Consider the following 23,267-nt stretch of genomic DNA (forward strand, 5'->3'; position numbering starts at 1 on the left):
CCGGGCGGCGGCTGACGTCAGAAGGCGTAGCGGATCCGCAGCCAGGGGGCGTGCGCGGCCATCAGGCGGCGGACGTTCTCGACGGCCTCGGCCTTGGTGTCGTTGCGGTAGCGGACGTTCCAGCTGCCGTTCTCGGAGCGTTTGGCCTGTTGCAGATCGGGGCGCCACAGGGCGTCCTCCGCCCGCGGGTGCCAGCCGAGGTTCAGTCCGTGCAGGTCCCGGTTGTGCGTCAGCATGATCACCTCGGCCGCGGCCTGCTCCTTGACCGCCCGCGGCAGGACGTCGTCCATGTGCCGCAGGAGCAGGCTCCAGTCCGCCTCCCACCCCGGCCGGATGACGACGGGCGAGAGGTTGAAGTGGACCTCGTACCCGGCCTCCAGGAAATCGCCGGCCGCCGCGATCCGCTGCTCCACCGGGCTGGTGCGGATGTCGAGCAGCCGGGAGTCCGACGGCGGCATCACGGAGAACCGCACCCGGGTGCGGCCCCGCGGGTCGAGGAGGAGCAGGTCGGGGTTGACGAACTTGGTGGCGAAGGAGGCCTTGGCGGTGGGCCGGCGGGCGAAGGTCCGCACCAGGTCCGCGACGTTCTCGCTGATGAGGGCGTCCACCGAGCAGTCGCCGTTCTCGCCGATGTCGTAGACCCAGGCGCTCGGGTCGCACTGGTTCGGCTCCCGTTTGGGCCCTTGGCGCGTGATGTGCCGGTCGAGGTGGGCGATGATCCGTTCGATGTTGGTGAAGACGGTGATCGGGTTGGCGTAGCCCTTGCGCCGCGGTACGTAGCAGTAGGCGCAGGCCATCGCGCAGCCGTTCGACGGGCCGGGGGCGATCCAGTCGGCCGATCTGCCGTTCGGGCGCGTGGCGAGGGTCTTCTTCTCGCCCAGGACCAGGACCTCGCTCTTGACGCGGACCCAGCGTTCGAGGTTGCCCTCGTTGCCGTGGAGCTCGGGGATCCGCCAGTGCGAGTCCACGTCGACGACCCGGGCGTCGGGGAAGCGGGCCAGGATCTCCCGGCCGCGGGGCGACGCCGCGGCGGCGGGTTCGGCGTGGATCTCCCGCACGGACAGCAGCCGGCGGGCCGCCGCGGAATCGCGGTACGGCGGTCCGTGCGCGGCCCGTCCGCCGGGGGCCGTCGGCGGGGTGCCCGCGGGTCCGGACCGCAGCTCCTCCAGGCCGAAGAGCGCGTCCGCGTGGCCGGTGGACGCCGGCGCCCCGCGGGGCCGATCGGCTCCGTCCGGTGGCCGGTGGCCGCCCGAGGCCGCACTCTCGCCCATGACCGCACTCCGGTTCCTCGCGCCGGCGACGTCGCGTGCCGAGGGGCTCGGGGCGGCGGCGGCAGGTGGTTGGGGAGCCCACTGTAGGCGCCCATGCCGGTCGGGTCCGCGCCGGTGGGGGAGTGGGTGCGGGGCTTAAGGCACGGGTGCGCGGGCAGGCGCCTCAGGAGTCGATCGCCCGTTCGGCCGGGCCGCACACGGCGCGGGATCGAAGGGCACGGGAGCGAACGAACATGATGGACGTGGTGAAGCCCTCCCAGGTGAGGGCCGTCGAGGTACGGCTGCCGCACGACGACCGATCGGGGGGCACTCCGTGTGCGGCCTGAGCGGTGAGGTGCGCTTCGACGGCGGTCGCCCCGACCTCGCCGCTGTCGAACGCATGACCGACGTGTTGGAGCCGCGGGGCCCCGACGGCCGAGGGGCCTGGTCGCAGGGGGCGGTCGCCCTGGGGCACAGACGGCTGAAGATCATCGACCTGTCGGAGCGCGGCGCCCAGCCCATGACCGACGCCCGACTGGGCCTCACCGTGGTGTTCAACGGCTGCGTGTACAACCACCGCGAGGTGCGCCGTCGGCTCGAAGGCGTGGGGCACCGGTTCTTCTCCGACTCCGACACCGAGGTCTTCGTCAAGGCCTACGCCGAATGGGGCCGTGAGTGCGTCGACCACCTCGTCGGCATGTTCGCCTTCGCGCTCGTGGAGCACCACACGGGCCGCGTCGTACTGGGTCGGGACCGCCTGGGCATCAAGCCCCTGTACGTCACCCAGGACGCGGCCCGACTGCGGTTCGCCTCCACCCTGCCCGCGCTGCTGGCGGGCGGGGGAGTCGACACCTCCCTCGACCCGGCGGCGCTCCACCAGTACCTGAGCTGGCACGGCACGGTGCCGGCGCCCCGCACCGTACTGGCGGGCGTACGCAAGATCCCGCCCGCCACCGTCCGCGTCATCGAGCCGGACGGCACCCACCAGGACCACTGCTACTGGCAGCCCTCCTACACCCGGCACTCCGCACTCGGCGCGGACCCGGCGCTCTGGCGGGAAGCCGTGCACGACGCGCTGCGCACCGCGGTCCGCCGACGCACCGTCGCGGACGTCCCCGTGGGCGTGCTGCTGTCGGGCGGCCTCGACTCCAGCCTGATCGTGGCCCTGCTGGCCGAGGAGGGCCGGGAGAAGGTGCCGACCTTCGCGATGGGCTTCGAATCCGAGAACGGTGAGGAGGGCGACGAATTCCACTACTCGGACCTGGTCGCCCGCACCTTCTCGACCGACCACCACCAGTTCATGATCCCCTCCGACCGGCTGCCCGCCGCGTTGGAGGGCGCGATCGCCGCCATGAGCGAACCCATGGTCAGCCATGACGCGGTGGCGTTCCACATGCTGTCCGAACAGGTCGCCAAGGACGTCAAGGTGGTGCTCTGCGGCCAAGGGGCGGACGAGGTGTTCGCCGGCTACCACTGGTACCCGCCGATCGCCGCGGCGGACCGCGAGGACGCACCCGCCGCGTACGCCGACGCCTACTTCGACCGGACGCACGACGCCCTCGCGTCCATGCTGCACCCGGGCACGGGCACGCCCCGCGACGTCTCGGCGGACTTCGTCCGCGCCCACATGGCCGCGCCGGGCGCCCAGACCGCCCTCGACGCGGCCCTGCGGATGGACGTCCACGCGCTGATGCCCGACGATCCGGTCAAGCGGGTCGACAACATGACGATGGCCTGGGGGTTGGAGGCCCGGGTGCCGTTCCTGGACCACGAGCTCGTCGAACTCGCCGCCGCGTGTCCGCCCGAGCTCAAACTGGCGCAGGGCGGCAAGGCCGTCCTCAAGGACATCGGCCGCAAGATCCTGCCCCCGGAGGTCGTGGACCGCCCCAAGGGCTACTTCCCGGTGCCCGGGGTCCGTCACATGGCCGAGCCGGTGCTGGCCCGGGTACGGGACGCCCTGACGGCGCCGGAGGCGCGCCGGCGCGGGGTCTTCGACCAGCGGCACGTGGCGGAACTGCTGGCGGAACCCGATCGGCACCGCGCCAGGCGCGGAGCCAACACGCTGTGGCAGGTGGCCACGCTGGAGCTCTGGCTCCAGGCGCACGGCATCCACTGATCCGCGACGGCCCGTCGCGAGCGGAACCCCCTGGAGAGGCGGCCATGCCCTTGGAGCGCACACACCCCACGACCCGCCCGAACGCCCCCGGAACGCCGGAGGCCCTCGCGGCGGGGCCGGACGGGCCGGCGGCCCCGGTACGGGAAACCCCGCCGGCCGCCCCCGCGCCGACGGTTCCCGTACCGGCGCCCGCGCCCGTACCGGTGCCGGACGACCACCACGGCGATCCGCCGACACTGCTCACCGCCCACGGCTGCTGGTACCCGTCGGCCGACCCCACCGGCGACCACGTGGCGTTCATCTGCGACCGGGCCGGGGTCCCGCAACTGTGGAGCGGGCCCGCCCGCAGCGCCGAGGCCCACGTCCTCGATGCCGGCCCCGACCCGGTGACCGAGGTCTCGTGGTCCCCCGACGGACGGTGGATCGCGTACACCTGCGCCCCCGGCGGCGGTGAGCACACCCGCGTGCTGGTGGTGCGCCCCGACGGCACGGGCCGGCGGGTCCTGGCCGGTGCGGAGGCGGGCGGCTCCGCGCACCTGGGCTGCTGGAGCCGCGACGGATCCGCCCTGGCCGTCACCCTCGCACGGTCGTCCGACGGCGGCGCGCTCGCCGCCTACCTCATCGACCCGGACGGTACGAACGCCCCGGTCCTGCTGTTCGCCGAGGCCGCGGCCGCCTCCCTGCGCGTCTGCGACCTGAGCGCCGACGGCCGGTTCGCGCTGCTGCGCCGCGGCCCGCGCGGCCACCGCGAGGGCCTCGTCCTCGACACGACGTCCGGCCGCACCACCTTCGCCCTGCGGGTCGCCGACGGGGACCCGTGGATCGGCCGCTTCTCGCCCGACGCGCGCACCCTCTGGTTGCGCAGCGACGCGGAACGCGAGCACGCGGCCCTCCTGAAGGTCCGGGTCGACGAGGACGGCGCGGGCCGGGACGTATCCGTCGCGGCGGGCCGCCAGGACCGCGCCCTCGACCTGCTGGCCGTCCCCGACCACGGGGGGTGGGCCCTGTTGGTGTGGAACGTCCACGGCGCCGGCGAGCTGGAGGGCATCGGCCTGCCCACCCCGGACGCCCCCGTCGAGGAGCGCGACATCGCCCCGCACCTGCTGCGCCCGGACCTGCCCCACGAGGTGGTGACCCGCTTGGCCGCGGCCGGCCGCGGAGCCGTGTTCGTGGCCCTGTCGGGCTCCGGACGACGACCCGGCGTCTGGGAACTGGAGGGCGGCGCGACCCCCCTTCGCACCCCCTGGTCGGCGCGCGACGAGGACGCGGCCCCGCCCGGCCGGCCCCCCGTGCGTCCGGTGCCCCTGCGCTGCCGAGCCCGCGACGGACTGATGCTGGGAGGCTGGTACCACCGTTCCCCGGAGCGGGACCCGGGCCGGCCCGGACCGTGCGTCATCCACCTCCACGGCGGGCCGGAGGAACAGGAACGGCCGGTGTTCAACCCGCTCTACCACGAGCTCCTCGGCCGCGGCCTGGACGTCTTCGCCCCCGATGTCCGCGGCTCGTCCGGCTGGGGACGCTCCTTCGTCGACGCGGACCTCGGCGCCGGCCGGTTCGCGGCGATCGACGACGTGGCCGACTGCGCCGCACACGTCGTCTCGCTCGGCTACGCCGACCCGCTGCGGTTGGGCGTCATGGGCCGCTCGTACGGCGGCTACCTCACCATGGCCTCGCTGGTCCGGCACCCCGAGCTGTTCCGCACCGGAGTCGCCGTCTGCGGGATGTCGGACTTCGCCACGTTCTTCGCCGGCACGGAACCGTGGATCGCCCGGTCCGCGGCGGCCAAGTACGGTCACCCCGAACACGACCGGGAGCTGCTGCGGGACCTCTCCCCGATGAGCCTCGTCCACGAATTGCGGGTGCCCGTCCTGGCGGTCCACGGGGAGCACGACACCAACGTCCCGCCGGCCGAGTCCGAGCAGTTCGTACGGGCGGCCCGGGAGCGCGGGCTACCGGCCGAGCTGCTGGTGCTCCGCAACGAGGGACACGAATTCCTGCGCGCGGACAATCGCCGCACCTACCGCCGCGCCGCCGCGGGCTGGCTGCAACGACACCTGGGCGGCGGCGCGACGTCCTGACCTTCCCGCACCGGTATCGGCGGGAGCCCGGGCCCCGAGCGGCGCGCGACGGGTGGAAAAGGTGCTCGGGTCGGTTCGGCGGCGGCGCGAGGGGCAGGCGCGGGAACAAGGCGTGACAACCCGGACGCAACGGTCGACCAGGAGACGTGATGAGGGCACTCGCATGGCACGGCAAGCGGGACGTACGCGTGGACACCGTCCCCGATCCCACCGTCCGAGAGGCCGACGACATCATCGTCCGGGTGACGACGACCGGCCTCTGCGGCTCGGACCTGCACCTCTACGAGGTGCTCGGCGCGTTCCTCGACCCCGGTGACATCCTCGGGCACGAACCCATGGGCATCGTGGAGGAGGTGGGCCCGGCCGTCACCGCCGTGAAGGCGGGGGACCGGGTCGTGATCCCCTTCAACATCTCGTGCGGCAAGTGCTTCATGTGCGACCGGGGCCTGCACTCGCAGTGCGAGACCACGCAGGTCCACGAGCACGGCACCGGAGCCTCGCTCTTCGGGTACACGAAGCTGTACGGCCAGGTCCCGGGCGGCCAGGCCCAGTACCTACGCGTCCCCTTCGGCAACACCCTTCCCGTACCGGTCCCCGACGGGCCGCCGGACGACCGCTTCGTCTACCTCTCCGACGTCCTGCCCACGGCCTGGCAGGCCGTCGAGTACGCCGCCGTCCCGCCCGGGGGCAGCGTCGCCGTACTGGGCCTGGGGCCCATCGGTGACATGAGCTGCCGCATCGCCGCCCACCGGGGAGCCGGCACCGTCATCGGCATCGACCTCGTTCCCGAACGCCTGGAGCGGGCCCGCCGGCGCGGCGCGCACACCCTGGACCTGCGGGAATGCGGCGACGACCTGACGGACGCCGTGCGGGCGCTCACCGGCGGCCGGGGACCGGACGCCGTCATCGACGCCGTGGGGATGGAGGCGCACGGCAGCCGCGTCGCCGCCGCGGTCCAGGACATGACCACCCACCTGCCGGACTCCCTGGCCGGCGCCCTCATGAAGCGCGTCGGGGTCGACCGGCTCTCCGCGCTCCACACGGCGATCGACCTCGTCCGGCGCGGCGGCACCATCTCCGTGTCCGGCGTCTACGGCGGCGCGGCCGACCCGCTGCCCCTGCTCACCATGTTCGACAAGCAGCTCCAGCTCCGCATGGGCCAGGCCAACGTCCACCGCTGGGTCGGTGACATCCTCCCCCTGCTCACCGACGGCGATCCGCTCGGCGTGGACGACTTCGCCACGCACCGGATGTCGCTGGAGGAGGCCCCGGACGCCTACGAGATGTTCCAGAAGAAGCGGGACGGCGCCGTGAAGGTGCTCTTCGCTCCCTGATCCGGGCACGGACACCGGAACGAGCGCGGACGTCACGGCATCGGGGCACTTGCCGCGACCCGCGGGCGATGCGAGTGACAACCCCCCGGACCCCGTTTGGCCGAGGACCGTTCCCGGTCATGGCTGAGGCGTCCACCATGCCGTCCCGTTGGAGCCACGATGACCCCTCAGAAGTCCGACCGGACCCCCACCCCCGGCGACGACGGCGGCCTGCCGGGGAAGCCGGGGCCGGTGTCCCCGACCGTGGCCGAGCCCACTCAGCCGACGGAACCCCTTCCCCCGAAGCCCGACCAGGCCGGTCCCGAGACCGTGAGCCCGACCGGGCAGGCCACCGGCGCGGACCAGGCGCGCAGGGCACAGAGCGGCGCCCACCTGACGACCGCGCAGGGGACGCGACTGCACGACAGCGATCACTCGCTGAAGGCGGGAGCGCGCGGACCGGTCCTGCTCCAGGACCACCACCTGCGCGAGAAGATCACGCACTTCGACCACGAGCGGATCCCGGAGCGGGTGGTGCACGCCCGCGGCGCCGCCGCCCACGGAGTGTTCCAGGGGTACGGCACCGCGGGTGAGGTGAGCAGAGCCGCGTTCCTGGCGAAGGACGTGGAGACCCCGGTGTTCGTCCGCTTCTCCACCGTCCTCGGGTCCCGGGGCTCCGCGGACACGGTGCGCGACACCCGCGGCTTCGCGACCAAGTTCTACACGGACGAGGGCACCTTCGACCTCGTCGGGAACAACATCCCGGTCTTCTTCATCCAGGACGCCATCAAGTTCCCCGACGTCATCCACGCGGGCAAGCCGCACCCCGACCGCGAGATCCCGCAGGCACAGAGCGCCCACGACACGTTCTGGGACTTCGTGTCCCTGCACACCGAGGCCACCCACCACACCATCTGGAACATGTCCGACCGGGGCATCCCGCGGTCCTACCGGATGATGGAGGGCTTCGGGGTCCACACGTTCCGGCTGGTCAACACCGCCGGGGACACCGCGTTGGTGAAGTTCCACTGGAAGCCGAAGCTCGGCGTCCACTCCCTCGTCTGGGAAGAAGCCCAGCTGATCAACGGCATGGACCCGGACTTCCACCGGCGGGACCTCTTCGACGCCATCGAATCCGGCGCCTTCCCGCAATGGGAGCTGGGCATCCAGGTCTTCCCCGACACCCCGGACCAGATGTTCGAGGGGATCGACCTGCTCGACCCCACCAAGATCGTCCCGGAGGAGCTGGCCCCCGTACAACCGATCGGGCTGATGACCCTGAACGCCAACACCAAGAACTACTTCGCCGAAACCGAACAGGTCGCCTTCCACCCCGGCCACCTGGTCCCCGGCATCGACGTCACCGACGATCCGCTGCTCGCGGGCCGACTGTTCTCCTACCTCGACACCCAGATCAGCCGGCTCGGCGGACCGAATTTCGGGCAGCTCCCCATCAACCGGCCGCACGCCCCCGTCAACGACATGCTCCGCGACGGCATGCACCAGAGCGCCGTCCACACCGGAGTGGCGCCGTACCGACCCAACAGTCTGGACGGCGGCTGTCCCTTCCTCGCGGGCGCCGACACGGGCGCCTTCGTCGAGACACCCGTCAAGGTGCCCGCGGCGAGCAAGGTCCGCGAGGCACCCGCCTCCTTCTCCGACCACTTCACCCAACCCCGGACCTTCTGGCTCAGCATGACCCCGCCGGAACGCGAACACATCGTCGCCGCCTACACCTTCGAGCTGAACAAGTGCTTCGAGCAGGCGATCAAGGAACGCACCCTCAAGGTGCTCGCCAACATCGACCCGCGGCTCTGCGCGGAGGTGGCCGCCGGACTGGGCCTGCCGGCGCCGGAGGCCACGGTGCCCCTGGTCACCGGCGACCCCAGCCCGGCCCTGTCCCAGATGGGCGGAACCTGGCCGACGGACGGCCGGGTGATCGGGATCGTCGCCGACGGGGCCGCCGACCTGGAGGGCCTCCGCGCCGCCCGGCAGGCCGTGCTCGACGGGGGCATGGTGCCGCTCGTGATCGCGCCGACCGGCGGCACGCTCGGTACGGACGGCGACCCGGTGGCCGTCCAGCGGACGTTCGCCACCGCCCGGTCCGTGGAATTCGACGCCCTCCTGTTCGCCGGCGCACCCGAACCGGCCTCCGACGCCTACGGGGCACGGGACGCCAAGGCCGGGGGTCCGGCACGGCCGGGAGCCGACCCCCGCGTCCTGCTGCTGCTCACCGAGGCCTACCGGCACGGCAAGGCCGTCGGCGGCTGGAACGACGCCTCCGCGCTCCTCGAAACCGTTGGCATCGGCTCGGACGGGCCCGGCATCGTCGTGGCCGGCAGCGGTACGGAGGCGGTGGAAGCCGCTGTCGCAGCACTGGGCGGACACCGGGCCTGGGACAGGTTCCCGCCCGCGCTCTGACCGGTCCGCACGCCGATCCGCCCGAACCCCGCGTCCCGGCCCGCCCTCCCCGCCACCGCCCTGCGCACATGGTCGGGGACGGGCCGGGCACGCGGAGGAGGACGTGACGGGCGACTTCAGGTGGCGGTATGCGCAGCGTGGGTGTCGAAGAAGAACTGCTGTTGGTCGATGAGCGCACGGGCGCGCCCCTCGCCGTATCGGGGGCCGTGCTGGCCGCCGCCGACCGTCTGGCGTGGCGGCGGCCGGGTGGGGCCGGCGCGAACCCGCACGAGTTCGAGGAGGAACTTCAGAAGGAGCAGGTGGAGTTCGCCACCAAGCCGGTGACGGAGATGGGCGAACTCCAGGACGAGATCACCCGCATCCGGGGCGAGGCGGCCCGCCACGCGGCGGATGCCGGAGCCGTGGTGGCCGCCGTCGCGACGTCCCCGTTGGCCGTGCGGCCGTCGTTGAACGCGGGCAAGCGCTACGAGTGGCTGGGCGAGCGGTTCGGGCTGACGGCGCAGGAGCAGCTGACCTGCGGCATGCACGTCCACGTGTCGGTGGAATCGGACGAGGAGGGCGTCGCCGTCCTGGACCGGATCCGTCCGTGGCTGGCCGTGCTGACCGCGATGAGCGCCAACTCGCCGTTCTGGCAGGGCGAGGACAGCGGGTACGGCAGCTACCGCAGCCGGGTGTGGAACCGCTGGCCCTCGGCGGGACCGGTGGACGTCTTCGGCTCCGCCGACCGCTACCACGAGCAGGTCCGCGGCATGATCGGGACCGGGGTGCTGCGGGACGAGGGGATGGTCTACTACGACGCGCGGCTGTCGGCGAGCTACCCGACGGTGGAGGTGAGGGTCGCGGACGTGTGCCTGCACGCGACGACCCCCGTTCTGCTCGCCGCGCTGATCCGGGGCCTCGTGGAGACCGCCGCCCGCGCCTGGCGCGACGGGGAGCCGCCGGCCCGGATGGCCACCAGCCTGCTCCGGCTCGCCTCCTGGCGGGCCGGCCGCTCCGGTCTGGACGGCCCCCTGCTCCACCCCGGGACCATGCGGGAGACACCCGCCGCCGAGGTGGTCGACGCCCTCCACCGGCACGTACGGGATGCGCTGGTGGACCACGGCGACGACGAACGGGTGCGCGAGGGGATCGCACACCTCCACGCACAGGGCAACGGCGCCCGCGTCCAGCGCCAACTCCTGCGCGGCGGGGGCGACCTCGCCCGGGTCGTGACCCGGTGCGCAGTCCTGACGACGAGCTAGGGCCTCTCTTCGCCCAGGCCTGGCGCAGACGCTCACCCGGCCGGAAACTGGGCATGCGATGGTCATGACCGGACAACAGCAGCAGGACCACACGCGACCCGTGACCACTGCCTGGACCCAGCCCGACACGGGCGTGCGCCTGGTCGGCTTCGCCATCGCGGGGCCCGGCGGGGCGATGACCGACGAGGTCGGTGTCATCACCGGCGAGCTGACCCTCGCCACCGAGGACGACGGCGCGGGCCGCGCCGACCTGACCGTCCAGTACACGGGGGCGTGGGAGTGGTACACCCTCACGGGCAGCCCCGTCCCCCTGCCGGAGGCCGGCCTGGCGGCCCTCCACGAGGAGGCCCTGGCCCGGATCCGGGCCGGCGGCGGCGCCGAAGCCCCGGATCCGACGGCGGGACCACGCCCGGAGGGCTGAGCGGCGCCCGGCCGGTGCCCGTCACGCCGCTCCGGTCCCCGGGGGACCACGCGGGCCGTGACAGCGCATCGCTGTGACCACGCTCACGACACCGAGGGGCCGGTCGGGGCGGTCGCCCGGATCGGCGGCGCATCAACGGGCCGACACGGGCAACAAGGCTGCCATGACGACGGATAGCGGCACGGCCGCGAGACGCGCACGGTTCCTGTGGCTCCTACCGGCCCAGTTCGCCGCGATGGTGGCGCTGGGCCTGCTCGTGACCGGAGCGCCGATGGCCCGACTGCTGTCGGCGGAGGACCGCGTCACCGACGGCTTCGCCGCACACCGGACCCCGTGGGCGAACGCCGTGACGGAGTGGCTGTCGATCATCGCCTCCACGGAGGCGATCATCGGCGTCGCACTGCTCTGCGTCGTCGCCCTGCTCGTGCTGCCCGGCAGCCCGCGCTGGGCCGACGCGGTCTTCCTGGGCGCGTCGGTCGCCGTGCAGTCGGCGGTCTTCCTGGCCGTGACGATGTGCGTGGAACGCCCCCGCCCCGACGTGCCCCGCCTGGACGGTGCGCCGCCCACGTCGAGCTTCCCCTCCGGCCACGTCGGCGCCTCCGTGGCCCTGTACGGCGGACTCGCCGTGCTGGCGTGGACCCGTGTCCGCGGACCGTGGCGCTACGTCGCGACGACGTTCCTGGTACTGGTCGCACCGGCGGTCGGAGTGTCCCGGATGTACCGGGGCATGCACCACCCGTCCGACGTCGCGGGCGGCCTGATCAACGGCGTCGCCACGCTGCTCGTCGTGGGCGCGGTGTTCCTGGCCGGCCGCACCCGCGACACCGACGGCGAACCGCAGGAAGGCGCGGACACGGTCCTGCCGGATGTCCCCGACCCGACCGCCCCGGCCCCGACCGCCCCCGGCACGGCGGGCGTCGTCCCCGCCGCCCGGGGCGGCGCCGTGCCTTCCGGTACGGCCGCCGAGGGCGGTCCGGGACGGAGGGCCGTCGTGGTCCGTCATCCGCACGGCTGCGGTGACGACCTGGCCGAACAGGTGCGGATCAGCCTCCACGACCACGGGTGGACCGACCAGCGGTGGACCCACACCTCCGTCGAACGACCCTGCGGGGCGCTGCCCGAGGAGTGCGCGGAGCCCGGAGTGGACCTGGTCGTCGTCTGCGGCGGGGACGGTACGGTCCGTGCCTGCGCCGACGTCGCGGCGGACACCGGCATCCCGATCGTGCTGGTGCCCTGCGGGACGGGCAACCTCCTCGCCCGCAACCTGGACCTCCCGCTGGACCCCCGATCCGCCCTCGAAGAGGCCCTGACCGGCTCCGACTTCCCGATCGACGTGGGACGGGTGCGCGGCGACGGCCTCCCGACGACGCGGTTCACGGTGATGACGGGCGCCGGCTTCGACGCCGCCACCGTCCGCGACACCTCGCCCGCCCTCAAGGCGCGCCTGGGATGGGCCGCGTACGTCCTGTCCGGCGCCCGCCACCTCGCCGACCCCGGCATGCGGCTGACCGTACGGCTGGACGGGGGCCGTCCGCGTCGGCGCCGGGCCCGGATGGTCGTCGTCGGCAACGTCGGCGCCCTTCAGGGCGGCCTCGAACTCCTGCCCCGGGCTCGGCCGGACAGCGGACGACTGGAACTCGTGCTCTTCGACCCGCACGGCGCGGCGGGCTGGCTCGCCGCGGCCGGGCACCTGGCCGCCCGGGTCGTCCGCAAGGGGGCTCCCGCGCCGGACGGCCCCGGCCACCCCGAGGTCGGCGGCCGGAGGGTGGCCGGCGGGTCCCTGGAGTACTTCAGCGCCCACCGGATCGAGATCCGCTTCGCCGGGGCGCAACCCCGGGAGGTCGACGGCGACACCATGGCGGAAGGCTCCCACCTGCTCGCCGAGGTGGAACCGGGCGCCCTGCGGATCCGGCTGCCCGGAGCCCCGGGAACGCTCCGGCGCGAGCGGGCGGCGCACCCGGCAGCCCACGCGGACGCACACCGCGCGGAGCACGAAGACGAGCACGCGCGTCCCCGTCCCGCCCACCACTGAACCCCCCGCCCACCACTGCCCCCCGTCCCGCCGCACGGCGCGCCGGGACCACACACAGTCAGGAAGCCGATGGGAACCGCGACCCGGGTACCGCAAAGACGTGACGTAGTGGGCGAGGAACTGTCCGGGGACGAGGCGTGGGCCGCCCTGCGGCGCTACGGGGGCTGGAGCCTGGCCCGCGACTCCTTCGTACGCTTCCGCTACGCCGACGGGTTCAGCCACTCGCGCGCCCTCGCCCTCCAGACGGTCCTGTCGATCGTGCCGCTGGCCATCGCCGCCATCGGTCTGTCCACCGTCCTGCACACCGAGGACATAGGCCGCGTCGCCGAGCTGACGATCGGACGGATCACCAGCGGTCCCAGCCGGGAGGTGGTCGACGAGGCGCTGCGCGAGAGCCGCCGGCACGCCGGGGACGGCGGTCAGGTCGCGCTCTGGCTGGGCCTGCTGTTCTCCCTCGTCAACGTCACCACGAGCCTGTGTCAGGTCGAGCGCGGCGCCAACCGGATATACGGCAACGAACGCGACCGGCCCTTCCTGCGCAAGTACGCCCGCGGTGTCGTCATGGCGGCCCTCGCCGGTCTTCCCCTGGGCCTCAGCTTCGTCCTCACCGTCCTCGGCGCCGACCTCACCCACGCCTTCGCCGAGGTCTACCACCTCGGCCCGGACACCATCCGCGCCTGGGACATCCTGCGCTGGCCGGTCGGCGTCCTGCTGGCCGTACTCGCCACCAGCGCGATCTTCCGCCTCGCCCCCCGCCGCGACCAACCGGGTTACACCTGGCTCGCCTTCGGCGCCGTCGTCTACCTCCTGCTGTGGATCACGGCGACCTGGGCGCTCAGCCTGTACGTCGGCGCCAGCAGCACCTTCACCAGCGTGTACGGCCCCCTCAGCGCGCTCGTGTCGCTGCTGCTGTGGTCCTACCTGACCTCGATGGCCCTGTTCCTCGGCCTCGCCTTCTCCGCCCAACTGGAAGCCGTACGGGCCGGTGTGCGCGCGCCCGTCGCGCAGGACCCCGGGGTTTGATCCCCGCCGCTCCCACCAACCGGACGGTCCCGCGGGGCCGTTCCCGACCGAAAGTCGCTCACCATGGCACAGCTCCCGCCCCGTCCCGGAACCGGTTCCCGCCCTCGACGCCACGCGATCCGCTCGTTCCTGAGCGGACGATCGGGCCCCGACGCGGCCTTCGGGGCGAGGCTCGCGCTGACGGTGGTGGCGACGGCCGTGGTCAGCGTGCCGTTCGTGCTCGCCCTGGTGCTCGTCGAATCCCGGTGGTCGCCGCTGTACCGCCTCGACCGGGACACGGCCGAACGGCTCCACCGGGCCGCTCTGGAGGACCCGGACCGGGTGCGGGTGTTGGAGTTCCTCACCGGCGTGCTGTGGGACCCGGTGACCATGCGGCTGCTGGTGGCGCTCCTGGTGATATGGCTGCTGCGGCGCCGCGCGTGGCGCCTGGCGACCTGGGCGGCCGTCACCGCGACGGCCGGCGCCCTCATCGGGTTCCTCACCAAGAGCGTGGTGGAGCGGGCGCGCCCGCACCTGCCCGACCCCGTCTCCCACGCGCCCGGGTTCTCCTTCCCCTCCGGGCACGCCATGACGGCCATGGTCTCCTGCGCGATCCTGCTCCTCGTCCTGCTCCCGCTGGTGCCGCGCGCCTGGCGGTTCCTGCCGTGGGCGGTTGCGGTGACGAGCGTCATCGGGGTCGGCTGGACCCGGGTCGCGCTCGGCGTGCACTGGGTCAGTGACGTGGTGGGGGGCTGGCTCCTCGGCCTCGTGGTGGTCACCGCCACCACGCTCGTCTTCGAGGCCTGGCGGGCCGATGCCGGACGCCGCCGGACCGCCGTCGGGGAGGGGTTGGAGCCCGAGATCTCCGCGGCCGACCCCGAGCCGGCCCTCGGGGCATCCCCCGGGACCGGGTCCGAGGCCGGGCCGAGGGGATGATCGCGGGGGCGGAGGATCCGCGCGCACCCGGACGCGCGGAACCCCCGCCACCGGGCGGGGGATTCACACTGCGGGGCGGTCGTCCCGGGGCCCGTCAGGCGCCGGTCGATCCGTCGGCGTGCGGGTTCGCGGGGCCCGCCCCGGCGTGCGGGGCGGGCGTCGCGAAGGGGTGGAAACAGGCGGTGATGGTCTTGCCGCCGTGGAAGGAATGCGCGTCCCAGGTGTCGGCGAGGGCGTCGATGATGGCGAGGCCCCGGCCCGAGGTCGCCTCCTGGGAGGCGTTGCGCGGCGCGGGCAGGCTCGGGTCGCTGTCGGCGACGCTGACGTGCAGGCACTGGCCGTCCCAGGTCAGCACCAGTCGGGCGCTGCTGTGGGCGTGGACGTGCGCGTTGGTGACGAGTTCCGACACCGTCAACAGGACGGAGTGGGCGGTGTCCGGGGCGTCCGCCGTCCACCGCAGGGAGTCCAAATGGTCCTGGGTCCAACGGCGGGCCTCGCGCACACCTTTGTGCACCGGGAAGGACTTGGCCCACCCCTTCGCACGCATGGACACCGCACTCACCTCGCTTCCGCTCGTGTGTGGCACCGGCCCGGACGGGCCGGGACACGGCTCAGAACCGGCTCGCCCGGTGGCGGGCACGGTGTCCGCCCTTGCGGTGGACGAGCAGCAGGGCCAGCACCATGGGCACGATCAGGAGGGCCATCGTCGTCATGGTTGTGCTTCCTCTCCTCGTGGTCCGTCGCTCCCCGCTCGTGTGGCCGCTGAGCGAGGTCCGAAACCCGACGCCGGAACCGGTCACCCCCGGGCGCCCCGCTCCGGGGCTCCCGAGAGACGTGCGCGGCGTGCGGATCCCGCCGAATGCGCGCGGAATCAGCCCATCCGGATGTTGCTGTTCCGAGGCCTCGCACGGCGCTTCCCGGACACCCTCCGAGGTCGGAGGGCCACCGGTCGCAAGGGGGTGGCACAGGAGGAGCGCCCGGCTTCGGCCACGCGCCCCCGTACGCCTCCCGCCGTGACGTTCCCTCATGCCGGTAGCTGGGCAGCCGCTTGATGCTGATCGCTCGTCACGTGAGGGGAACCCCCGATGACCAAGGTCCTGGTACTGCACAGCGTGTGCCTGGTGAGGTCTGCCCTGGCCGCACTCCTGAGATCCGAAGGCGACTTCGAAGTCACCTCCTCCGGCTGGCGCGCCGCCGCGCGTCAGGCGGAGTTCTTACGACCCGACGTGGCGATCGTGGACTTCGACTGTCCGCAGGTGTCGGCCGCACTCCTCGCCGACACCGACGCCGGCCGCCTGCTGCCCGACTCGCCCACCCCCCTGATCGTCCTCGCCAGGGCCGACACGCCCGGCACCTTGCGGCGCGCCTTCCGGACCCAGGCACTGGGCTACGTCGACAAGGACGGTTCGCCCGCCCGGCTCGTCCGGGCCATCGTGAAGGTCGCCGCGGGAGAACGCTTCATCGACGCCACGCTCGCCTCCGCCTTCATGGAGGCCGACCCCATGCCGCTCAGCCCCCGCGAACTCAGCGTTCTGGCCCGGGCCGCCGAAGGCGACTCGGTCGCGGAGATAGCCCGCGCCCTGCACCTGGCGAGCGGAACCGTACGCAACTACATGGCCGCCGTGACGAGGAAGACCGGCGCCCGCAACCGGATAGACGCCATCCGGATATCCCGTCGGGCCGGCTGGGTCTGAGCCGCAGGCCCGACCTTCCCCCGCACCCCGGCGTCCCCGACGCCCGACGAGCGCTCCGGCCGGCCGCGCGCGCCTCACCCCCGCGCGTTCCACAAGCCCACCAGATCCCGGTACAGGGGCGACCTGGCCGGGAGCTCCGCATGCGTGCCGCACACCGCCCGGGTCCCGTCGAGCACGAGGACCCGGTCGGCCCTGACGGCGGAGGAGATGCGGTGGGCGACCACCACCAGGGTGCCGGGGCGTTCCGCGAGCGCCCGTTCGGCACGCTCCTCGGTCCGGGGGTCGAGGTGGCAGGTGGCCTCGTCGAGCAGCAGCAGGGGAGCGGGGGAGAGGTAGGCGGCGGTGAGGGCGAGGTGTTGGCGCTCGCCCTGGGAGAGCCGGCCCGGGTCGAGCGCCGCGTCCAGTCCGCCGAGCCGGGCCACGAGCCCGTCCGCGCCGAGGGCGGCCGCGGCCCGGTCCACCTCCACCCCGGACACCGGGCCGGGGCACAGGTGGGTCAGGTTCTCCCGCACCGTGCCCGTGAACACGTACGCCTGCTGGGGCAGCAGCGTCCGACGGACATCGGGGCCGCGCCCCGGGGCGCCCGACGCGGGGGCGCCCGCGACCCGTACGGTGCCGTCGCCGGGCGGCAGCAGGCCGGCGATCAGAGCGGTGAGGGTGGACTTGCCGATGCCGCTCGGCCCCACCACGGCCAGGTGCTCACCCGGCCGTACCACCAGGTCGAGCCCGTCGATGACCGGGTCCGCGCGGGGCCCGTAGGCGAAGCGGACCCGCCGGAGCTCGACGGCGGGTGCGTGCGCGGGCGACGGTACGGATACGGGTACGGGTACGGATACGGGTACGGGTACGGGTACGGATACGGGCGCGGGTTCCGTGGCCGGCGCCCGCACGGACTGCGTCACCGTTTCCGGAGCCCGCTCGCAGAACCGGTCCAGTACCACCAGCAGGCGGGTGCCCGCCGCCCCCAGGGCGGTCATCAGCGCGTCCAGAGCGGGGAGCAGCGACTGCATGAGGTAGGTGAGCGCCCCGGCCACCGCGCCCGCGCTCACCCCGCGCCGGAGCAACCAGGGCGTCGCGGCGAGCAGTACGACGACCGGAAGCCGACCCGCGACGCCCAGGGCCAGCGTGCGCAGCGCGGTCCACCGCGCGAGCCGCACGGTCAGCCGCTCCTGTTCGGCGATCAGCAGCTCCACCCCGGCTCCGGCGCTCGCCGCGCCGCCGCACGCGACGACGTCGCGCAGCCCCGACGCCAGTTCCGCGGCGCGCGCGGACAGCGCCTCGTCGGTGTCGAGCGCGGCCCGTTGCACGCGCGCCATCGGGTGCAGCGTGGCCAGGAACCCGGCCGTGCCCAGCAGCAGCGCGGGCAGTACGAGGACCAGCAGTACGGGGGACAGCGCGGCCAGCCCGACCAGCGCGCCCAGGGCGGTGAAGACGAACGACCGGGCGACCAGGACGAGTCCGGCCGAGGAGTCCCGGGCCATCTCCGTCTGCTGCGTCAGCCGGGAGACCGCGCCCGCGTCACCGGCCCGCCCGGGATCGGCCACGGCCCGCCCGATCGCCTGGCGCACCGAGCGCCGCACCAGCCCGTCCCGCAGCGGTTCGACCAGGTCCGCGAGTCCGCCGAACACGCCACGCAGGGCGAGCGCGCCCAGCAGGGCGCCCACGCCGGCCACCACGAGCCAGCCGATGCCCGTCCCGGTCCGCCCGGCGAGGAAACCGTCGTCGAGGGCGCGCGCCACCGCGTAACCGCCGAGGAAGGTGTGCGCGGACTCCAGCAGGGACCAGAGCGCGAGCCGGCGCAGCGCCCCGGGGCGTTCGCGCAGGAAGCGGCGGCCCTCACCGGAGACCCGCCGCCAGGTTCCGTACTCGCTCATCGGACCGCCTCGCGCCCGGGAGGCTCCTGCGCGGGCCGCAGGCCGGCGCCGTACGGGCCGGTGGTTCCCGGGGCGGAGTCCTCGTCGGCGTCCTCGTCGGCGTACGGGCCGGCCGTGGCCCCGGCCGCTTCCGTGCCGTCGCCGAACACCGCCCGGTAGGCGGGGTCGCGCCACAGCTCCGCGTGCGGGCCGGTCGCCCGGACCCGCCCCGCGTCGAGCCATACGACGACGTCGGCGCGGGCGGCCGAGGAGATGCGGTGGGCGACGACGAGACGGGTACCCGGCCGGACGTCGGAGGCCAGCGCGCGTTCCACCTCCCGGGCGGTGAGGGTGTCCAGGCTCGACGTCGCGTCGTCCAGGACGAGCAACCGCCCCGCGCGGCAGAACGCCCGCGCCAGACCCAGCCGTTGCAGCTCCCCGCCCGACATCGGCGCGTCCGCGAGCGCCGTCGCGTAGCCCTCGGGCAGCTTGCGCACGAAGCCGTCGGCGCCGGCCGCCCGCGCGGCGGCGCGCACGGCTTGCGGCGTCGGCGCCGGGCCGCTGCCGAAGGCGAGGGCGGAGGCGACGTCCGCCCCGAAGAGGGCCGGCCGTTCGAAGGCGTGGCCGACCTCCCGACGCAGCTCCTCGACGGACAGTCCGTCCAGCGGTACCCCGTCGAGCAGGACCCGGCCCTCGTCGCAGGCGGTCAGCCGGCCCGCCACGGCGGCCAGCGTCGTCTTGCCGGAGCCGGAGAGGCCGACGACGGCAGCGGTCGTACCGCCGGGGATCCGCAGGTCGACGTCGCGCAGGACCACGGTGCCCGCGCGTACGACGCGCACCCCGCGCAGCTCCAGCGTGCCCGGCCCGCCCTCGGGCAACCGGCCCGCCCCCTGCCGGAGTTCGGGCAGGTCGAAGAGGGCGGCCGTGCGGCGGGCGGCCGCCCGGCCGCGGACGACGGCCGCCAGTCGTCCCGTCACGGCGCCGGCCCCGGCCGCGAGGCCCGCGTAGCGGACCGCGGCGAGGAGACCGCCGACACCGAGCGCGCCGTCGGCGAGGCGGACCCCGCCGACGCCGAGGACCACGTACAGCAGCAGGGGCATGAGGGCGCTCGTACGGGCCACGGTCGATCCGTAGATGCGCCACGTACGCCGCCCCTCGGCGCCGAGTTCCGGCAACCGGGCCAGTACGCGGGCCTGTTCGCGCTCGGCGGTGCCGGCGGCGGCGATCGTACGGGCGCCGGCGAGCGCCTCCACGAGGCGGCCGGCCATGGCGAGCTGCACCTCCTGGTAGCGGCCGACGCTGGCGCCCGAATCGCGGGCGAAGGCCCGCAACAGCAGGATGAGCAGCGGGAGTCCGGCGAGGAAGGCCAGCCCGGTCCACACGTCGACCAGGAACAGGGCGACGAGTCCACCGACCGGGGGCAACAGGGCCACGGCCGCTCCGACGACGGCCGCCGGGACGGCGCCCGCGGTGGTGGCGTGCGAGGTCAGCCGGGCGGAGAGTTCACCGGGGGAGTGCCGGGCGGCCCGGTGCGGCGCGGTGCGCAGCAGTCGGGCGAGGCCCGTGCGGCGCAACCAGGAGGTGGAACGGGCATCCACGCCGCCGTTGATCCGGGCCGTCACGGCGTCGAGAAGGACCTCGGCGGCGATGACCGCCGCACACCAGGCGGTCCAGCGCGCGCCGGCCGGGTCCTGTCGGAGCAGCAGGTCGAGGGTGTGGCCGAGGACGGCCGGTTCGGCCAGGGCCGCGCCGGCGGCGGCCACCGAGCAGACGGTGCCGGCGGCGAGGCGACCGGCGCTGTGGCGAGCGGCCGCCCGCAGCGCCCGGTCGGCGCCGCGGACGGCCGCCGCCTCACCGACGGGATCGGGCGCTGTCATGGGCGGCGGCTCCAGGGGTGTGGTGCGGGCCCGGGCGGTGAACCGCCCGGGCCCTGAACGACCTGATCAGTTACAGGTCGTGATGCTCAGGCTGCTGTCGCCGCAGAGGAGCAGGCTGGCGCGGCTGCCGCCGCCCGTCAGGTGCGCGGCCTCGGTGGTCTCTTCCTTCGGGGTGTCCATCGACTGCAGGTCCAGAAGCGTCATGTCTGATTCCTCTTCACTGTGGTGTTCCGATGGGTCACGGCCCCCGTGACGGGGACCGGCTCTGGGGCCGCCGCGGCGGAGCGCGGCGGGGGGAGGAACGGCAGCTGTGCGCGCCCGCCGGGCGCGGCGCTGCCGAGGGCGAGGAGAGCGCCGGCCGTACCCGTGGACAGGTCCATGGACAGGCGCATCATCTGCTCGCCGGGGAAGGCCAGGAAGCCTCGGTAGGGGACGGCGTGCCGGGCGAGGGCCTCCACCTGCCGGGCGATGTCCTCGGGGGCGGACCCCGGGCCCGGTGTGGTGGTGCGCGCCAGGTGGAGGATCATTCCGGCCGCGCCGCGGAACAGGCCGGGCTGGGCGTAGAACGTCGCCTGCGCGGCGCGGACGATCTCCGGCCGGGCCCGTTCGAAGCGTTCGTCCCGGGCGTGCTCCGACCAGTCGTCCAGCACCATGCCGATGCCCACGCTGCCGCCGCCGAGGTAGGGCATCGTGCGCCATCCCTCGTCGACCTGAAGGGTGCCGAAAGCGCTGGTCACGCAGCGGTCGAGGTCGCGGTGCAGGGCCTGCCCGGCCCGGATCAGCAACTCCTGCTCACCGGTGCGTTCGTAGAGCCGCAGGAGGAACAGGGCGGGGCCGCTGTGGCCGTGGAGGAGACCGGCCCGGTTCGGCCGGGCCCCGGGTTCGCAGAGGAGTTCGGCGCAGCGCAGGGCCGCGGCGTGCAGTGCCCCCTCGCCGGTGGACGACCCCAGGGAATCCAGGGCCAGTCCGATGCCGGCGAGTCCGCCGTGCAGGTCGGGTCCGGCCGACTGCCATGACTGGCCGAGCAGTTGCTCGGCGAGTGCGAGGGCGCGGTCGCGGTGCCCGAGCCGTTCCAGGGTCCACGCGAGACCGGCGAGGCCGTCGTAGAAACCCAGCGGCATGCCGGAGGCGGGTTCCTTCGTCCGGGCCAGCAGCCATTCCTCGGCTTCGGGCCACGGTTCGGAGCCGGTTTCGGCGAGCGCGTACAGGACGCCGGCCGCTCCATAGCCGAAGCCGGTGCCGCCGCCGGCGGTCGCGAACTGGGCGGTGTCCCCGGGGAAGAGCCGGTCGTCGCGGTCGAAGGTCGCGCTCGCCCGCAGCGCGGCCGTCATCGAGGCCCGGGCCGCTTCCCCGTCGCCGGGCTCGACCGGCAGGTAGGGGCTCCGCGCGACCGCCGCCCGACCGCCAGGTCCGGGTGGGCCCCCGGGCCCTCCTTCGGGGCCGCTGTCCGGGCCGGCGAGTATCTCCCGTACCGCCTCGTCGAGGAACTCACGGGGTACGGGGAACTGCTCGGCGGCGATGTCGGCCAGGTGCGCCGCCTTCGTCCGGTCCATCACCAGCAGGCTGGTCAGCGGCAGGAACAGGGCCAGCCGCAGGCAGGCCAGGGCGTACCGGTCGACGGCGAAACCGCGCCGGTCGGCCGGGGCGACGAACGCCGGGTTGGCGACGGTCTGGCGCAGCCCCTCGTCGACGTGGGCGGCGGCCTCGAAGTCGAGCAGCGCCACCGACGGCGCGCCGGTCGTCCCGTCCTCCGCGACCATCACGTTGAACAGGTGCAGGTCGTTGAAGACGATGCCGCGGGCGTGCACCGCCTCCACGGCCTGCGTCACCAGCCGGTGGACCTCCAGCGCCCACCGGGTGTACTCCGCGAGCTCCGCCGGATCGGGGTCCGCCTCGATCAACGGGTGCCGTCGGGCGAAGTAGGTGTTGAGGGGCTTGCCCTCCAGGTGCTGCATCACGAGGAAGTGGTGGTCCCCGACGGTGAAGGTGCCGTGCACCGACGGGACGCAGTCCAGCCCGGCCAGCTGCTCCAGGGCCCTGCGTTCGCGGTGCAGCCGGGTCACCGCGTCGGCGCCGTCGGCCGCGAGGCCCGCGAAGGGACGCCCTTCCTTGAGGACGACCCGCTCGCCGGAGCGGACGTCCCGCCCCGCGTAGACGCCGCCCCCGTTGGAGAAGTGCAGGGCCCGCTCGACGGTGTAGGGCAGGCCTTCCAGGGTGACGGAGGCCCGCCGGGCCAGATGGGGCGCCAGGAACGCGGGCGGCTCCACCCACTCGGGCGGCTGGAACACCGGCCCCCGCGGATCCGGCACCAGCCGGCCGTCCGGGGCCTCGATCGCCGGGACGAGCTCCCCGCGGTCGTCGTAACAGTGCCGCAAGGTGAAACTGCCGTAACGCAGGTGCACGGGCCCGTCGTTCCAGCGCAGGTCGCTCAGGATGTAGGGACCCGGCTCGCCGGTGAGCAACGCGTCGAGGTCCTCCGCGACGCGCCCGCACTGTTCCTCGTCCGCCGGGTACACGGTGAGGAACTTGCCGCTCGCCGCGCGGTCGGCGTACTTCGCGTTGCGCAGGTGCAGCAGGTACCGGCTCGGCACGAACTTGAAGGCGATCCGACGCTCCAGGCAGTAGCGGTGGACCCGCTCCAGCACGGACTCGGCGTTGTCCAGACACGCCGAGACGTGGATCTTCCAGCCCTGGGAAGGCAGTTGGGCGTCCAAGGGGCGCAGCGCCAGCCAGTCCCCGCTGCGGTGTGTCTGCCACCCCGCCGGTACGGGGGCGAGGGCGACCGGGTAGTTCTCCTCGGCCCGCCGGTACGGCGCGTCGTAGAACCAGCGGTCGGCGTCGCAGAAGGCGGCGTACCCCTTGTTCACTCCTGCTCCCCTCGGTCGGTGATGTCCTCACGCTGTCACGCGGACCGAGGGGCGCGACAGTCACGGCTGTCATCGACGGGGTGTGCAGTACGCACGAGTCACCTGCGCCGCCGCACCCGACCTGGACGCGGGAACGCCCCGACGCGGGTCCTCGCGTCGGGGCGTT

General features: G+C 74.1%; 16 protein-coding genes. 10 read left to right on the forward strand and 6 right to left on the reverse strand.

The genetic code is table 11. The annotated features are described in order from the left end of the window. Nucleotides 1-17: 17 nt before the first annotated feature. Nucleotides 18-1,271: a spore photoproduct lyase family protein gene (locus ACFY0I_RS32455; protein WP_388902436.1), complete on the reverse strand. Its 1,254-nt coding sequence runs from the start codon at nt 1,269-1,271 to the stop codon at nt 18-20. Between the two features lie 313 nt (nt 1,272-1,584). Between ACFY0I_RS32455 and ACFY0I_RS32460 the strand changes: the two genes are divergently transcribed. From ACFY0I_RS32460 to ACFY0I_RS32500, 9 genes are all read left to right on the forward strand, one after another. Beyond that, a complete protein-coding gene (locus ACFY0I_RS32460) occupies nt 1,585-3,366 on the forward strand; it encodes an N-acetylglutaminylglutamine amidotransferase (RefSeq protein WP_388902437.1) in 1,782 nt (593 codons plus the stop codon). Nucleotides 3,367-3,410: 44 nt separating this feature from the next. After that, nucleotides 3,411-5,444 (forward strand): S9 family peptidase, encoded by a 2,034-nt coding sequence (locus ACFY0I_RS32465; protein WP_388902439.1) that lies wholly within the window; start codon nt 3,411-3,413, stop codon nt 5,442-5,444. A gap of 149 nt (nt 5,445-5,593) precedes the next feature. After that, nucleotides 5,594-6,778 (forward strand): alcohol dehydrogenase catalytic domain-containing protein, encoded by a 1,185-nt coding sequence (locus tag ACFY0I_RS32470; RefSeq protein ID WP_388902441.1) that lies wholly within the window; start codon nt 5,594-5,596, stop codon nt 6,776-6,778. 159 nt (nt 6,779-6,937) lie between these two features. Further along, complete coding sequence (locus ACFY0I_RS32475) at nt 6,938-9,178, forward strand: catalase (RefSeq protein ID WP_388902443.1); 2,241 nt, start codon at nt 6,938-6,940, stop codon at nt 9,176-9,178. A gap of 128 nt (nt 9,179-9,306) precedes the next feature. Then, nucleotides 9,307-10,419: a glutamate--cysteine ligase gene (locus tag ACFY0I_RS32480; RefSeq protein ID WP_388902444.1), complete on the forward strand. Its 1,113-nt coding sequence runs from the start codon at nt 9,307-9,309 to the stop codon at nt 10,417-10,419. Between the two features lie 100 nt (nt 10,420-10,519). Beyond that, entirely contained in the window at nt 10,520-10,840 is a 321-nt protein-coding gene (locus ACFY0I_RS32485; RefSeq protein WP_388902446.1) for a hypothetical protein, read from the forward strand. A gap of 163 nt (nt 10,841-11,003) precedes the next feature. Beyond that, nucleotides 11,004-12,872, forward strand: a complete 1,869-nt coding sequence (locus tag ACFY0I_RS32490; protein ID WP_388902448.1) for a diacylglycerol kinase family protein — start codon at nt 11,004-11,006, stop codon at nt 12,870-12,872. Between the two features lie 69 nt (nt 12,873-12,941). After that, on the forward strand, nt 12,942-13,895 hold the full coding sequence (locus tag ACFY0I_RS32495; RefSeq protein ID WP_388902450.1) for a YihY/virulence factor BrkB family protein: 954 nt from the start codon (nt 12,942-12,944) through the stop codon (nt 13,893-13,895). Nucleotides 13,896-13,958: 63 nt separating this feature from the next. Next, entirely contained in the window at nt 13,959-14,810 is an 852-nt protein-coding gene (locus tag ACFY0I_RS32500) for a phosphatase PAP2 family protein (RefSeq protein WP_388902452.1), read from the forward strand. Between the two features lie 94 nt (nt 14,811-14,904). On the opposite strand, the gene ACFY0I_RS32505 is transcribed toward ACFY0I_RS32500, so the two are convergent. Then, the gene (locus tag ACFY0I_RS32505) at nt 14,905-15,357 is read right to left on the reverse strand and encodes an ATP-binding protein (RefSeq protein WP_388902454.1); all 453 of its coding nucleotides are present in this window, start codon (nt 15,355-15,357) and stop codon (nt 14,905-14,907) included. Nucleotides 15,358-15,895: 538 nt separating this feature from the next. Here ACFY0I_RS32505 and ACFY0I_RS32510 point away from each other — a divergent pair. Then, on the forward strand, nt 15,896-16,504 hold the full coding sequence (locus tag ACFY0I_RS32510; RefSeq protein WP_388902455.1) for a LuxR C-terminal-related transcriptional regulator: 609 nt from the start codon (nt 15,896-15,898) through the stop codon (nt 16,502-16,504). Nucleotides 16,505-16,578: 74 nt separating this feature from the next. On the opposite strand, the gene ACFY0I_RS32515 is transcribed toward ACFY0I_RS32510, so the two are convergent. The 4 genes from ACFY0I_RS32515 to lanKC all read right to left on the reverse strand — a co-directional run bounded on the left by ACFY0I_RS32515 (nt 16,579) and on the right by lanKC (nt 23,101). After that, complete coding sequence (locus ACFY0I_RS32515; RefSeq protein WP_388902457.1) at nt 16,579-18,378, reverse strand: ATP-binding cassette domain-containing protein; 1,800 nt, start codon at nt 18,376-18,378, stop codon at nt 16,579-16,581. Further along, nucleotides 18,375-20,234 (reverse strand): ATP-binding cassette domain-containing protein, encoded by a 1,860-nt coding sequence (locus ACFY0I_RS32520; protein WP_388902459.1) that lies wholly within the window; start codon nt 20,232-20,234, stop codon nt 18,375-18,377. Before ACFY0I_RS32520 ends, ACFY0I_RS32515 begins: the two co-directional genes overlap by 4 nt. A 66-nt stretch (nt 20,235-20,300) precedes the next feature. After that, entirely contained in the window at nt 20,301-20,438 is a 138-nt protein-coding gene (locus ACFY0I_RS32525; protein WP_281204780.1) for a SapB/AmfS family lanthipeptide, read from the reverse strand. Continuing rightward, the gene (gene lanKC / locus ACFY0I_RS32530) at nt 20,435-23,101 is read right to left on the reverse strand and encodes a class III lanthionine synthetase LanKC (RefSeq protein ID WP_388902460.1); all 2,667 of its coding nucleotides are present in this window, start codon (nt 23,099-23,101) and stop codon (nt 20,435-20,437) included. Before lanKC ends, ACFY0I_RS32525 begins: the two co-directional genes overlap by 4 nt. Nucleotides 23,102-23,267 lie beyond the last annotated feature (166 nt).

The organism is Streptomyces sp. NPDC001568 (assembly GCF_042893755.1).
Taxonomy (GTDB): domain Bacteria; phylum Actinomycetota; class Actinomycetes; order Streptomycetales; family Streptomycetaceae; genus Streptomyces.